This window comes from Entomomonas asaccharolytica, assembly GCF_016653615.1.
GTDB classification, from domain to species: Bacteria; Pseudomonadota; Gammaproteobacteria; order Pseudomonadales; family Pseudomonadaceae; genus Entomomonas; species Entomomonas asaccharolytica.
In genome coordinates this window covers 2,960,007-2,974,508 of sequence record NZ_CP067393.1, presented here as the reverse complement: position 1 = coordinate 2,974,508, position 14,502 = coordinate 2,960,007, and the positions used below count along the sequence as shown (strand labels likewise).

16 protein-coding genes are annotated in these 14,502 nt (G+C 36.5%); 8 read left to right on the top strand and 8 right to left on the bottom strand.

Going from position 1 to position 14,502, the window contains the following annotated elements; genetic code table 11:
- Positions 1-13: 13 nt before the first annotated feature.
- From JHT90_RS13840 to JHT90_RS13815, 6 genes are all read right to left on the bottom strand, one after another.
- Entirely contained in the window at positions 14-1,324 is a 1,311-nt protein-coding gene (locus tag JHT90_RS13840) for a haloacid dehalogenase-like hydrolase (protein WP_236253970.1), read from the bottom strand.
- 211 nt (positions 1,325-1,535) lie between these two features.
- Positions 1,536-2,012, bottom strand: a complete 477-nt coding sequence (gene bfr, locus JHT90_RS13835; protein ID WP_201092047.1) for a bacterioferritin — start codon at positions 2,010-2,012, stop codon at positions 1,536-1,538.
- A gap of 109 nt (positions 2,013-2,121) precedes the next feature.
- A complete protein-coding gene (locus tag JHT90_RS13830) occupies positions 2,122-2,346 on the bottom strand; it encodes a bacterioferritin-associated ferredoxin (protein ID WP_201092045.1) in 225 nt (74 codons plus the stop codon).
- Positions 2,347-2,451: 105 nt separating this feature from the next.
- Positions 2,452-3,318, bottom strand: coding sequence for a 4-(cytidine 5'-diphospho)-2-C-methyl-D-erythritol kinase (ispE, locus tag JHT90_RS13825; RefSeq protein WP_201092044.1), 867 nt, complete (start codon positions 3,316-3,318; stop codon positions 2,452-2,454).
- A gap of 14 nt (positions 3,319-3,332) precedes the next feature.
- Positions 3,333-3,983 carry a lipoprotein insertase outer membrane protein LolB gene (gene lolB / locus JHT90_RS13820; RefSeq protein WP_201092042.1) on the bottom strand — a complete coding sequence of 217 codons (651 nt, stop codon included), beginning with the start codon at positions 3,981-3,983 and terminating at the stop codon, positions 3,333-3,335.
- A 3-nt stretch (positions 3,984-3,986) separates the two neighbouring features.
- Positions 3,987-5,708 (bottom strand): tetratricopeptide repeat protein, encoded by a 1,722-nt coding sequence (locus tag JHT90_RS13815; RefSeq protein WP_201092041.1) that lies wholly within the window; start codon positions 5,706-5,708, stop codon positions 3,987-3,989.
- A gap of 358 nt (positions 5,709-6,066) precedes the next feature.
- On the opposite strand from JHT90_RS13815, the gene prfA reads away from it, so the two are divergent.
- The 3 genes from prfA to JHT90_RS13800 all read left to right on the top strand — a co-directional run bounded on the left by prfA (position 6,067) and on the right by JHT90_RS13800 (position 9,447).
- The gene (gene prfA, locus JHT90_RS13810; protein WP_201092040.1) at positions 6,067-7,149 is read left to right on the top strand and encodes a peptide chain release factor 1; all 1,083 of its coding nucleotides are present in this window, start codon (positions 6,067-6,069) and stop codon (positions 7,147-7,149) included.
- Between the two features lie 184 nt (positions 7,150-7,333).
- Complete coding sequence (ompR, locus tag JHT90_RS13805) at positions 7,334-8,065, top strand: osmolarity response regulator transcription factor OmpR (protein ID WP_201092039.1); 732 nt, start codon at positions 7,334-7,336, stop codon at positions 8,063-8,065.
- A gap of 50 nt (positions 8,066-8,115) precedes the next feature.
- Positions 8,116-9,447: an ATP-binding protein gene (locus tag JHT90_RS13800; protein ID WP_201092034.1), complete on the top strand. Its 1,332-nt coding sequence runs from the start codon at positions 8,116-8,118 to the stop codon at positions 9,445-9,447.
- A 6-nt stretch (positions 9,448-9,453) separates the two neighbouring features.
- Here JHT90_RS13800 and cysQ read toward each other — a convergent pair whose 3' ends face one another.
- On the bottom strand, positions 9,454-10,272 hold the full coding sequence (gene cysQ / locus JHT90_RS13795; RefSeq protein ID WP_201092032.1) for a 3'(2'),5'-bisphosphate nucleotidase CysQ: 819 nt from the start codon (positions 10,270-10,272) through the stop codon (positions 9,454-9,456).
- A complete protein-coding gene (nudE, locus tag JHT90_RS13790; RefSeq protein WP_201092030.1) occupies positions 10,266-10,832 on the bottom strand; it encodes an ADP compounds hydrolase NudE in 567 nt (188 codons plus the stop codon). The genes cysQ and nudE overlap by 7 nt, the downstream gene beginning before the upstream one ends.
- Before the next feature lie 64 nt (positions 10,833-10,896).
- On the opposite strand from nudE, the gene yrfG reads away from it, so the two are divergent.
- From yrfG to folD, 5 genes are all read left to right on the top strand, one after another.
- Complete coding sequence (yrfG, locus tag JHT90_RS13785; protein WP_201092028.1) at positions 10,897-11,550, top strand: GMP/IMP nucleotidase; 654 nt, start codon at positions 10,897-10,899, stop codon at positions 11,548-11,550.
- Between the two features lie 286 nt (positions 11,551-11,836).
- Positions 11,837-12,226, top strand: a complete 390-nt coding sequence (locus JHT90_RS13780) for a DUF4398 domain-containing protein (RefSeq protein WP_201092026.1) — start codon at positions 11,837-11,839, stop codon at positions 12,224-12,226.
- Between the two features lie 73 nt (positions 12,227-12,299).
- Positions 12,300-13,019, top strand: coding sequence for an OmpA family protein (locus JHT90_RS13775; RefSeq protein ID WP_201092024.1), 720 nt, complete (start codon positions 12,300-12,302; stop codon positions 13,017-13,019).
- 89 nt (positions 13,020-13,108) lie between these two features.
- Positions 13,109-13,510 carry an SMI1/KNR4 family protein gene (locus tag JHT90_RS13770; RefSeq protein WP_201095912.1) on the top strand — a complete coding sequence of 134 codons (402 nt, stop codon included), beginning with the start codon at positions 13,109-13,111 and terminating at the stop codon, positions 13,508-13,510.
- Between the two features lie 83 nt (positions 13,511-13,593).
- Positions 13,594-14,451: a bifunctional methylenetetrahydrofolate dehydrogenase/methenyltetrahydrofolate cyclohydrolase FolD gene (gene folD / locus JHT90_RS13765; protein ID WP_201092022.1), complete on the top strand. Its 858-nt coding sequence runs from the start codon at positions 13,594-13,596 to the stop codon at positions 14,449-14,451.
- Positions 14,452-14,502: the final 51 nt, after the last annotated feature.

Below are 14,502 nucleotides of genomic sequence, written 5' to 3'. Positions count from 1 at the left end.
CCAGTATAGTTGACTAGCGTAAAGCTTGGCCTTCTTTAGCGCCTAACTTAATGGTTTTTTGGTCGCCTGTGAATAAACCAGTGTTTTCATTACGACCTTGCAATAAGAATTTTGCATCAGGTTTTTTATAAGTGTCTACTGCTACTTTAGAGAACTTACCAATATCAGTGGTAGGTTTTCTTAAGCGGTTAACAATAATAACAATTTTAGTATCAGCAAAATCTTGCGCCATATTTTGGTCGCCTTCACTATCACCTGCTACTAAAATAGGTCCTTTATTGTTGTACTTAGGTGCAATTAAACGCTTAATTTCTAAAGTCTTGCCAGGACCTTGAGTTTGATTAAAGCCTTTGCGGAATTCAGGTTGAATAACGCCGTTAGCATCACGCTCTAATTCCATGGCAATTACTTTGCTTGCTTGGTTGTTATAACCAAACTTAGGATTAGATGAAATCTCTTTAATTACGTCAATAAATGATGCTGAACAAACCCATACATCAATACCCGCTTCTCTTAATTTGTGATAAAGATCTTGCATTTCTGGTACTAAACGTAAACCGTTGTGCCATACTGTAGATACTTGGCCTGCTTTACTTGCAATTGCAGGGCTTGTCCAAGTAACATCTTCAATTGGCTGAGTAGCTTGCCAATCAACTGTTGCAGATGTTAATTTGGCTACATCATGTTCTGTTAAACCTGTGAATAGGTAAGTTACCCAAGGATAAGAAAGAGATGCATCAAAAGAATTACCGATAGCCGTGTAGAGGTAACGTAGTTTACTAGAGAATTCTTTGTATTGATCTGTTTTCTTGATGTCTGCTAACGACTTTTTACCTTTCATTTGGTCAAAGTTGTTATAGATCCATGTATAGTTATTCACAATATCTTGCGCTATAAGATCAATATTAACTGGTTTTCCTGCTAAGTTGTTATCTTCAGCGGTGAAATTATCACTAGGTACATTCATCCTAAGAACTTTATTTAAAGTCTCAGGTGTCATTTTAAAATATAGGTTTTCAATTTGATAAACTAATAATGCTTCTTGTATATCTAAGAATACTGAGGTGTTATCCCAGTCAAAAACAGCATAAGGTGGGTTATTAGTATCATAGGTAGGGCTGGTTTTGCCATAAGTTGCAATCAATTTATTTAGTTGATCGCGATTGAAGCTATCCCAATTACCTTTGATTAGTTGAGGTGCAGTAACAGTGACTGTTTGCGCACTGGTTACAGGATTAGTTTTAGCAACTTCTGCTAAAGCATGTGTAGTAACCAAGCCTGTTGCTGCGGCTAATGCGATGATTAATTTACTAACTTTAAGCATAATGACTCCTGTTTGTATATATAACTATGTATGTATAACTATTAGTCACTATAAGAAAATTGACTAAAAAGAGGTATCCCAATTATTTGTCTAGCTGATATAAATCAGCAGGGTAAAAAAATTTCCGATTTTTGTTATTATTAGTGTGGTTAATTTTGTTAGGCGAAATAAAAGGCTAACACATCTAATGGTAGGTTAGCCTTGTTATTTTTTAATCTTCTTTTTCAATACCATTTTGTAGATAGTTTTGAATAGTCATTTTTTCAATTAAGCCCACTTGTGCTTCTAGCCAGTCGATATGCTCTTCTTCTTCTTTTAGAATACGTTTTAGCATATCACGACTAACGTAATCACCGCTAGTTTCACAATAAGTGATAGCTTCACGTAGATCAGCAGTAGCCTTTTCTTTTTGTTTCAGATCACAATTAATCATTTCTTCAGTGTTTTCACCAATTAACAATTTACCTAAATCTTGTAAATTAGGAATACCCTCTAAAAATAGAATACGTTCAATAACTTTGTCTGCTTGCTTCATCTCTTTAATAGAGTAATGGTAAGATTTATGGCCTAACCCCTCTAAACCCCAATCGTTATACATGCGTGAGTGTAGGAAAAATTGGTTAATAGCAACCAGTTGATTTCCTAGTACTTTATTGAGGTATTGAAGAACAATTTTATCGCCTTTCATTTTTTATTCCCATTAAGACTTTTTTTTATTGTGCGTTGGCTAATGAAAAAAGTCAAATAGCGCTGAGTCTTAGGCGATTGAACAAGAATGATAATTACAACTATTTATATTAAAGGTTGACTAGTTCCGCTGGATTGAAGTGAGCGACCATTGGATTACTTAATTGAGATTCAGTAATAGATTCTTTTACTATCTGTTTAGCTAAACATGCACACTTACCACATTGATTGGCAATATCTAATGCTTGTCTAACTTCTTTATAGCTACAGCAGCCATCATTTACTGCATCACGTATATCTTTATCAGTGATACCTTGGCATAGACAAACATACATCTTATTTATTACTCCATAATAGTAAGTAATGTAAATATTAATTTAAATGATAATCATTGTCAATAAGTTATTGTTAATTATTCTTAATAATTATCTATTTAAATATCAATAGCTTAGATTTAATTTTTGATGAAGTGGAGAAAAATTTATACCTTGAGCAATAAAACAATCTATTTTATCAATAAGTTGTCGTTGGGCTGCTAATGCCTGTTGCTCAGTAGTGAAAGAGGCGAATAAACAAGCACCAGTACCTGTTAGTTTGGTAGGAGCTAGCTTATTCATTATTAAAAAAGCATCTTGTACAGCAGGGTAGTGATTAAGCACAATCGCTTGGCAATCATTTTGCCCTTCAGTAGCTAATACCTGTTGATAGGTGATAGCAGCAGTATTTCTAGGTAATAAGGGATCATTAAATACAGTAGCCGTACTGATAGCCACTTTAGGTATAGCTACAAGAAACCATAATTCAGGTGGCGTAATAGGTGTTAGTTGTTCGCCTACCCCTTCTGCAAAAGCAGCTTTACCCTGTACAAAAACAGGAACATCAGCACCTAGTTGTAGAGCTAGTTTCGCTAGTGTTATTAAGTCAAGATTCAATTGCCAGAGCTGGTTAAGTGCTAATAAAGTGGTGGCTGCATTAGAGCTACCACCGCCAATTCCACCGCCCATTGGCAGTTTTTTATCAATCCAAATATCAGCGCCTAAGGGAGAGCTTGTATAGTTCTTTAAAAGGTTTGCTGCTTTAACTATTAAATTGTCATTATGGGGTACGTTCTCAAAAATAGTATGCAGCTTGATCTCGCCATCTTTACGACAATTAAATGCTAACTGATCTGAGTAATCCAAAAATTGAAAAATAGTTTGTAAATTATGATAACCATCAGCACGTCTGCCAAGAATATGCAAAAATAGATTTAGCTTGGCAGGCGCAGGTAAAATTAATGAGGCATCATCTGGAAATAAATTGGTCATTGGTTAATCTATGATTAGTTAATGCTAGCAATCTCTTTACCCATTTTCCTCAGGGTCCATTGTTTAGTCACTAAAGTAACACGTATATCTTGGCTGTTAGCGATAATACGTTCAGGTAACCAGTAACCTGCATGATTTTGGTAGTCACGATACTCTATTGTCCAGCCAGCTTGTTTCAGCTCTTGTAAACGGCTATCGGTATTTAGCGTATGATTATAGGGGGTATCAGGTGCAGGTAAACCTTTTATCCACCAAATAAGATTTGATACGGGAATATTCCAACCTAGTTGTTGTTGTAATAACTCCTCAGGTGTGGCGGCGTTGTAACGGCCTTGTCCAGATATTTCAATGGTTACATCACCTTTTTTGCCTACAATACGAGTAGCACCACGGCCAAGCGGGCCAGCAAGGCGTATATCATAATAATCAAATTGTTGTAACCAAAATAATGTAGCACTCCCTGACTCTTTTCCCGCTTTAATGCCTACTTTGCCATCTACTTGCCAAGTAGTTAATTCAGCAATTTTAATTTGGTGCTGTTGCCAAAGTTTTTCGTCAGGTTGCCCAATCGTCTGTGGTTTTTCTTTGGTAGTAAAAAGGCCACAGCCTGTCATTAACAACATAAGGCTAACAATAAGCGTTGAACGTAAATAAGAAAATACCATAATCTATAATTCCTCAGCTCCAGTTAATCGTTTAATCGTTTTTTGGAGTGTTTTATTGGTTGGATTATCCTTTAATGCTTCAGACCAAAGATCTTTTGCTTGTTGCTGTTCACCCTTTTTCCACAATACTTCACCTAAATGAGCTGCAATATCAGGATCAGGGTAGCTACCATAAGCTTGCTGTAAGTATTTTTTTGCAGCTTCTAGGTCGCCTAGTTTATATTTAACCCAGCCTAGGCTATCTAAAGCAGCAGGATTCTCTGGATTAAGTTGTAATGCGCGTTCAATTAGTACTAATGCTTCCTGATAGCGTGTCGTTCTATCTGTTAGGATATATCCTAAGGCATTAATTGCTGTATCGTTATTAGGTTCAAGTTTAATAATATAACGCAAATCTTTTTCTGCTCGCGGTAAATTATTACTCTGCTCAGCTAATAAGGCTCGACTATATAATAAGCTAGTGTTTTTAGGATCTGCTTGTATTGCTTGGTTAATAATTTGCCATGCTTGTGGTAATTTATTTAATTTTTGTAATTCTTCTATTTCAAACAGATAAAGAGGTATAACCAAATCTGGCTGATTCTTGCGGGTGGTGGCTAAGAGTTGTTGCGCTTCGCTTATTTGATTGTGTTCAAAGAGAATTTTAGCTGTATTGGCAATAGCCGCTAAATAGTTTTCTCCGCCAGTGACCTGTTTGTAGTTGGCTAGCGCTTGCTCTTTATCTCCCTTCTCATTATAGGCGGTGGCGAGGTAATAATAGACTGCATCAGAATTGATGCCGTTGTTTAACATAGTTTGTAGATAACTAATAGCCTCATCCCATTGTTGATTTTCCATACAAATCAATACTAAAGCAAAACGTAATTCTTCATCTTCAGGATATTGCTTACTTAATGTTAAGAATTGTTGTTTGGCTTCAGGTAGTTTGCCTTGACTAATTAATCGATGGGCAAAACTTAAACGTAGTTTTTTATTTTCAGGACGATTTTTAACTTCTTTATCCAATAGTGCTAGGGCTTCATCAGGTTTGCCAACGCTTTGTAATAGGAATACTTTTAATAGTACAACATTATTTTTTTTCTGTTGCACTGTAGGTAATTTTTGTAGAGTAGTTAAGGCTTCTTCAGCTGCGCCGTTTTCAGCAAGCAAAATAGCTTTTGTGTAAGTTAGTTGTGTATTATTAGGATGTTTAATAGCAAGTTGATCAATGCTTACAAGCACTTCTTGGCGTGCTTTTTGAGTGAGGTTGCTATTGGTAAGATCTAAAAAATCCAATTGTTCTGTATTAGCTAATACTTTTTCAAAATAGGGGGTAGCTTCAAGTCCACGTTCATTTTTAGTTAATTCAATGGCGGCTACTCTATTTGCATCTATATTATTGGGTTCTATAGTAACCCACAATAAAGCCATTTTTAACTGTTGCTGGCTATTATCGAGATAGCTAGCCATTTGATAGGCACGTTCAGCAACTTTGGGATCATTAGTTTGTTGAGCTTGGTTCACATAATTTTCTAATGCTAAATCAAATTGTCCCCGTCGTTCTGCAAATTCTGCAACAAGTAGTGCTGATAAAGAATCTTTAGTAAAGGGTTTTATAATAGGTTTTTCTTTTGGTGGCACATCTGTTATAGGTTGAACAGTATTATTACCTTGTTTGTTCTCAAATAAGTGACAACCACTTAACAGTGTTACTGACACACAAAATAATAAGAAAAACTTATTCATAATCAACCAAAATCAGTTATTGAGTAATTTAAAGGGCTATTAATATTATTAAAACCATATGAATAACAAATAGCTATTTATTTGAATAAAGACTAAACACACAATTAGTATACTTGTTTTTAGCTTTCAACAACAATCATAACTAGAGTGCTAACTTTATTTAATGCTACAATATCCAACATGTTCAATTTAAATGTTTAGTCAGTGGATAGTTATGCGTATTGGTCTATATTAGCAAAGATAGCTTAACAAGAAATATACCTTTAAATCATAGGTATAAATTAAAGGGCTGTTGTTTATTAATGTAATGTAGAACTAAGCAACAAAAGAATTTAAAATACTATTGGCTGATAAAATAATGAAACCTTCCTTACTAAATAAATTAGAATTATTACAAGATCGCTATGAAGAGTTAACAGCTTTATTAGGCGATGCTGAGATTATTAGCGATCAAAATAAATTTCGTGAATATTCAAAAGAATATGCAGAAATAGAACCTGTTATTAAAACATTCCGTGATCTTTGCAAAGCGCAAGAAGATTTGGCGAGTGCTAAAGAGTTATTGAAAGACTCTGATCCCGATCTAAAAGAAATGGCGGAAGAAGAGGTTAAAACTCAGCAAGAAACTATCGAAACCTTAGAGCAAGACTTGCAAAAAATGCTCTTGCCTAAAGATCCTAATGATGCCCGTAATGTTTATCTTGAAATTCGTGCTGGTACAGGTGGTGACGAAGCGGCTATTTTTGCAGGGGATTTATTTCGCATGTATTCTCGTTATGCAGAGAAACGCGGGTGGCGAGTAGAGATATTGTCTGCTAACGAAGGTGAACACGGTGGCTATAAAGAAGTGATCTCAAGGGTTGAGGGTGATAATGTTTATAGCTTCTTAAAATTTGAGTCTGGTGCACACCGTGTGCAACGTGTCCCTGAAACAGAATCGCAAGGGCGGGTACATACTTCTGCCTGTACCGTAGCTGTATTACCTGAACCTGATGAACAACAAGAAATAGAAATTAATCCTGCTGATTTGCGAGTAGATACTTATCGTGCTTCTGGTGCAGGTGGTCAGCATATTAATAAAACAGATTCTGCGGTACGTATTACGCATATTCCAACGGGTATTGTAGTAGCCTGTCAGGAAGAGCGTTCCCAACATAAAAATCGCGCTAAAGCTATGTCTTGGTTATATGCTAAGTTAAATGATCAACAACAAACAGCTTCACAACAAGCAATAGCGGATACACGTAAATTATTGGTTGGTTCTGGGGATCGTTCTGAAAGAATTCGGACTTATAATTTCCCACAGGGACGAGTAACAGACCATCGTATTAATCTCACACTTTATTCGTTAGATGATGTAATTGCTGGTGGTGTTGAGGCGGTTATTGAACCATTGAGAGCAGAATACCAAGCAGATCAATTAGCTGCATTAGGTGATTAATAGATAAATTAAGGCGATAATTATCGGATATATTATCGCCTTAAAATCAAATTAGAAAAATATTTTAACAATGCTGTTTAGCCTATCTTTAATAAATCAGTCATACTATAGCTAACTATTATTATTTGAATTATATTATTTACAACAAAGTATGTTGTTGTAAGTTGACTATCAAGGAGCTCATATGACAGCAAGCCAAACACAAGAAGGCGAGAAAATTTTAATTATTGATGACGATGCAAGACTTCGTCGACTTCTTGAGCGCTTCCTAGCTGAGGAAGGTTTTCGTGTCAAAGCAGTTGAAGATACTGAGCAGATGGATAGATTATTAAGCCGTGAGCTATTTAATCTAATTGTTCTTGATTTAATGATGCCAGGCGAAGATGGTATGAGTGCTTGTCAACGACTCCGCAACCAAGGTAATAAAACACCTATTATCATGTTGACCGCAAAAGGTGATGAAGCAAGTCGTATTCAAGGACTTGAAAGTGGTGCAGATGATTATCTACCAAAACCATTTAATCCTCGTGAGTTATTAGCGCGTATTAAGGCTGTATTACGCCGTCAAACTTCGCAAATTCCTGGTGCGCCAGATACTGAAGATGCAGAGGTTACGTTTGGTGATTATAAATTATCATTGGCAACCCGTGAGCTTTCCCATGGCGATAAAGTACATATGCTAACTACAGGTGAGTTTGCTGTGTTAAAAGCACTTGTTCAGCACCCAAGAGAGCCGTTAACACGTGATAAATTAATGAGTCTTGCCCGCGGTAGAGAATGGGATGCTTTAGAGCGTTCTATTGATGTACAAATTTCTCGTTTACGTCGTATGATTGAAGTTGATCCTGCCAAACCTCGCTATATTCAAACTGTTTGGGGTGTTGGTTATGTATTTGTGCCTGATGGCGACAAATAGTTAATGGCTTTCCTCTCTCAAAGAGAGGGGAAAGCTAGTTTATCCTTTATATGGTAAATAATAAGAAAAAATACAGGGCACTATGGCTACCTAAAAGCTTCTTTGCTCGTATGTTATGGCTTATCTTAATCATCGTGCTGTTTTCTAAAGCACTCACGCTCGGCTATTTAGTTTTAAATGAAGATGTATTAGTGGATAGGCAGTATAGCCATGGTGCGGCTATGCTGATTAGAGCTTATTGGTCAGTAGATGAAGATAGCCGTGATGATATTGCCATTGCCGCAGGTATTTTATGGAAGCCTGATAATGAAGCGCCTCTAGGTGAATATCATTGGCCCTATTCAGATATTTTTCAACGACAAATACAAAGTGAACTAGGCGAAGATGCTAGTACACGTTTAATCATCGGCAAATATATTTCTTCTTTATGGGTCAGTGCACCCAGTCTAGGCCCCGGTTGGCTAGAAATACCTATGTATCCCCATCCTTTACGTGGACAACAAATTTGGCGAGTACTTGCATGGTTTATTGGCATTGTTTCTTTATCCATGTTTACTGCAGGTATTTTTGTATTACAGCTTAACCAGCCTTTAAGACGTTTAGTATTTGCTGCCAGACAATTAGGTAAAGGTAAAAGTGTTCGTTTACCGATTAATGATACATTAAGTGAAATGACCGATGTGTATCAAGCCTTCAACCAGATGGCAGAAGATGTTGAGAAAGCAAATAATGAACGAGACTTGATGTTAGCGGGTGTTTCTCATGATTTAAGAACACCTTTAACACGATTACGTCTTTCAGTAGAACTAATGCATGGTGATGAAGAATTTACTGAGGATATGGTTCGTGATATTGAGGATATGAATGAAATCCTCGATCAGTTTATCGCATTTATTCGTGATGGTAAGGATGAGGCTTTAGAGGAATTAGATTTAAATGAGTTAGTTGCTGAGGCAGTAGCGCCCTTTAATCAGAATGAAGAAAAAGTCAGAGTATTTTTGGAAGACATTCCACCCATTCAAGCACGCCGTATTTCATTAAAACGGTTATTAATCAACTTAGTGAACAATGCCTTAAATTATTCTCATGATAAAGTAGAAGTCACTACTTATTTAGCTAATAAACATAAATCGCCCTATGTGGTTTTAAGTGTATTAGATCGTGGCCCTGGTATTCCTGAAAGTGAGATACTCGCGGTATTTAATCCTTTTATGCGAGGTAATCAAGCGCGTAGTGGCAAAGGTTCTGGTTTAGGCTTAGCCATTGTCAAACGAATTGTAGAGCAACATGGTGGTCATATTGAGTTGCTAAATCGTGTGGGTGGTGGCTTAGAGGCGAGAGTGAGTTTACCCATTGGTTTAAAACTACCTAATCCTGAGTAATAAGGATTAGGCTAGTTGTTGGATAATATCAAAAATTGCGCTTTGCCATTGAGGTGCATTACCTAGTGCAATAAAGTTAGGGTTTAAATAATCCTGTTTAGCTATATAGCTCAAAGGTTGTCCTGTTTCAGTTAATACACTGCCTCCAGCGCCTTCTAGTACCCCTTGTGCGGCCGCTGTATCCCATTGGCAAGTAGGTGCAAAACGTGGATAGCAATCCGCTTTACCTTCTGCTACTAAGCAAAATTTTAATGAGCTGCCAGCATTCTTTAGTGAGATAGGGGCTATCTCTTGTAGCTTATTAAGTAGTAACTGTTGCTTTTCTGAACTATGACGACGACTAGCTACTATAGATAGCTGTTGATTATCAGCTTTCCTACATTGTATAGCTTGTTGCTTACCTTGATCATCAATCTGCCATGCACCAATATCTTTACCGCCAAAATAACAATAGTTAGTGGCAGGAATAAACACTACTCCAAAAATAACCTTTCCTTGGTCTATTAATGCAATATTAATGGTAAAGTCAGTATTACCTTCAATAAATTCTTTTGTGCCATCAAGCGGATCAATAAGCCACCATTGTGGCCATGTTTGTCGTATAGCTAAGTCAATTGCACAGTCTTCTTCGGAAAGAATAGGAATATTAGGTGTTAATGCAGCTAGCCCTGTCATTAATATTTGATTAGCTGCTAAGTCCGCTGCTGTAACAGGAGAGTTATCTTGTTTTTTTTCAACTGCAACAGCATTCCGCCAATAGTGTAGCGTGGCTTGTCCAGCTTGTTGAGCTAGTTTAATTATAGAGGGTAGTAGTTCTGTTAACATACAGTAAGTTCGCCACGACTAATCAGTAAGTCTCGGACTATATATAGTGCTGCAATAGCGCGTCCTTCTGTAAAATTAGGTTTTTGGCTGAGTGCTAAAAGATCATTTAATTTTGCAGTACTTACAATGATCGGTTCTGGTTCATCACCCTCTAATTTTTCTGGATATAAATCTTGTGCAAGTACTACTTGTATCCTTTGTGCCATATAGCTTGGTGACAGGGTAAGAGAGGTCACATATTCTAATTTTTTTGCACCATAACCTGCTTCTTCTTTTAATTCACGATTAGCAGCAGCTAATACATCTTCATCTTTTTCAATAAGTCCTTTGGGAATAGTTAGTTGGTAGTCATCAACACCAGCGCAATATTCTTCAATCATAATGAAGTGTTCTTTATCTAGCATTGCCACAACCATTACAGCACCTGCGCGCATTCCTCCTGCTAGACGTTCATAAATTCGCTCTTCACCATTAGAAAAGCGCAGTTGTAATTCTTCCACCTTAAATAGGCGAGATGATGTTACAATTCGTTGGCTTAATATGGCAGGTTTTTTTTCCATAGTATTCTCTTTGTTAAAAACGCCTTACTATCATAGCGTGCTAATCAGTATTTGTGAAAATTTTATGTTATTACCTTGGTCTGACATCGAAACAGTTTTTTTAGATATGGATGGTACTTTGCTAGATTTGCATTTTGATAATCATTTTTGGCTAGAATATCTTCCTGAACGTTATGGACAAACTTACGGCTTAACAGTAGAACAAGCTAAACAAACACTATTAAGTCAATATGCTACATTGCAAGGCAAATTACAATGGTATTGTATTGATTATTGGACTGACTCTTTAAATTTACCTATTCTTAAGTTTAAGCAAGAAATTGCTCATTTAATTAAATGGCGCAACCATGCAGAGCTTTTTTTAAAATTAATTAATGAAATGGGTAAGCAAGTTATTCTAATCACTAATGCCCACCCAAAATCGCTAAATCTAAAAATGCAGAAGGTTGATTTAGCGCCTTGGTTTAAACATATCATCAGTTCCCATGACTATAATTTTCCAAAAGAAAATCAATATTTTTGGCAGCATTTGGGAGAGCAGGTAACGTTTAATCCACATAGCAGTTTGTTTATTGATGACAGCATTAGCGTTTTACGTAGTGCTAAGCAATATGGAATCAAGCATTTATTTGCTATTTATCAGCCTGATAGCCAAAAACCACCCTTAAAAGACGAGCATGAGTTTGCTATTATCAAAGATTATATAGATTGTTTTTAATTGACGAAATATATTGTAATAAACTAATTGATTAACGTTTTATATCGATTTATTTTATTTTAAAGCTCAATAAAATCAATGTCTTATCATGATTTTGCGAGGTTTTAAACAGCCTTGAATTAGTATTTAGTTAATTGTATTTTCAAGTAAAACAGATGGACTTGTCGAAAATATTGAACAATTAGACTAATTAGTAGTTCTAATAAATAACTGAAAAAATTATATTGAAGTTTCAGTTTTAGAAAATTTCTTAATTAACGAATAAAGTGTAATGGAGTATTAAAATATGACTCTCTTTTCAAAATCTAAGCTAGCATTAGGTGGTGTTATTTTAGCTGGTGGTGTGTTAGTTGGTTGCGCTGGTAATCCTCCAACAGCTCAGATGGATGTAGCAAGATTAGCAGTTAATAACGCAGTAGGTGCAGGTGCTACTCAATTCGCTCCAACTGATATGCAAACTGCTCAGGAGCATTTCCGTAAAGCACGTATTGCTATGGATGATAAAGATTATAAAGCGGCTAAAATATATGCTGAGAGAGCAGAATGGGATGCGCGTGTAGCAGAGCGTAGAGCGCAAGTAGAAAAAATGAAATATGTTGATCCAAAAGCTTTAACGCCTACAGATGCACCAGTTCAACCTGTAACAAACGCTATTCCTCCAGCGAATGTTAATTAAGTTTTAACACTTAATTAATTGACAGTTACATACATGAACATTATTTAATATTTTTACAAAGGAAACTTTGGTTATGCGCAAACATATATTAATTCCATCTCTTTTAGCAGTAGGTTTAACGCTAGCTGCTTGTTCAAATAATCCTAATCCAGATTTAGAAAAAGCACGTGCTGATTTCATGGCATTACAAAACAATCCTAAAGCAAGCCAATGGGCTAATGCTGAAACTAATGATGCAAGTGCTGCTTTAGATAGAGCAGATAAAGCTTATCGTGATGGCGAGAAACAAGAAAAAGTAAGTGAACTTGCTTATTTATTACAACGTCGTGTTGATTTAGCGAATGCTACTGTAGCATTACGCCAACAAGAAGAAAACCAACGTGTGAAAGCAAAAGTATTAGATATTGCTAAGCAAACTGCACGTGGTGAAGTAGTAACCTTTGGTGATGTTCTTTTTGCTGTAGGTAAAGCAGATGTAACTCCATCAGCTTACGTTAATCTTGATAAATTAGCTGTTTATTTAAAACAAAATAGAGAGCGTAAAGTGTTAGTTGAAGGTTTTACTGATAGCACTGGTAGTGATGCATTAAATTTAAAATTGTCACAAGCTCGTGCAGATGCAGTAGCTCGTGAACTTTCAAACCGTGGTGTTGAATTTGCTCGTATTACTACACGTGGTTATGGTAAAGCATTCCCTGTAGCGAGCAATAGCAATGCTTCAGATCGTGCTTTAAATCGTCGCGTAGAAGTAACTATCTCTAATGATGATAGACCTGTAGCTCCACGTCGCTAATTTTTAAAAATTAGTTAACATAACCCTGTTGACGGAATAGTTAGAGTAATACACACTCTAACTATTAATTCAGCAGGGTTTTTATTTTGATGGAAGAAATTTTAGAAAGATTGCGAGAGCTAGCAGAAGACGTTGCTACTCCCCTTGAATTACCAGATGAAGAGCAATTGGTTACTGTACAAGAGGAGTTGTTGTTACCTATTCCCCGTGACTTTAGGTATTACTTGCTTAATGCAAGTGATGTTATATATGGTCATTTAGAGCCTGCCACCATAGCTGACCCTCATCTTCATACCTATTTACCAGAAATGGCTGCTACTGCGTGGTCTTATGGCTTACCACGGTATTTATTGCCCATTTGTGAAATTAATGCAGGCTATTATTGTATAGATCCTGATGGTGTAGTGTTGCTTTGGGAGAATGGAGAGCTCTCTGAACAACAATGGGATACTTTGTGGGAATGGATTGCGGAAGTCTGGTTAGAAGAATAGCTTGTGTAAAAATATAAAAAGACTTTATTGTAATTATCACTCTATGAGAAAATAGATATTTTGCTGACTAAATAAATGAGACTATGACCGCACAATTAATTGATGGAAAAACCATTGCTGCTAATATTCGCGAAGATATTGCTAGAAAAGTAGCTGATCGTCGTCAACGTGGATTACGTATTCCAGGACTTGCAGTGATTTTAGTAGGTAACGATCCTGCCTCTGAAGTGTATGTTTCTCATAAACGTAAAGATTGTGAACAAGTAGGGTTCATTTCTGAGTCTTATGATTTGCCTGTTTCTACTACACAGCAAGAGTTATTATCACTTATTGATAAGCTGAATGATGATTCTGCTATCGATGGAATTTTAGTGCAATTACCACTCCCAGAACATTTAGATGCCGCTCCTTTGTTGGAAAGAATTCGTCCAGATAAAGATGTGGATGGTTTTCATCCATTTAATATTGGTCGGTTAGCACAGCGTAATCCGCTATTACGCCCATGCACCCCTAAAGGTATTATAAAACTACTGGAAAGCACTAAAGAAAATCTTTATGGATTAAATGCTGTGATGGTAGGTGCTTCTAATATTGTTGGTCGTCCTATGGCCTTAGAGTTGTTATTGGCAGGCTGTACTACAACCATTACTCACCGCTTTACTAAAGATCTTGCTGCTCACGTAGCTAATGCAGATTTAGTGGTAGTTGGCGTAGGTAAGCCAGGATTGGTTAAAGGTGATTGGATTAAGCCAGGTGCGATTGTTATTGATGTAGGTATTAACCGTATGCCTGATGGTAAGTTAGTGGGTGATGTGGAGTTTGAAAAAGCGGCTCAACGAGCCAATTGGATAACTCCTGTACCCGGTGGGGTAGGGCCAATGACACGTGCTTGTTTACTAGAAAATACACTGTATGCGGCAGAAGAACTTCATTCTGAATAGAATAGTGGGTTAATAAAAAAGCCACTTATAATAAGTGGCTTTTTTTGTTAT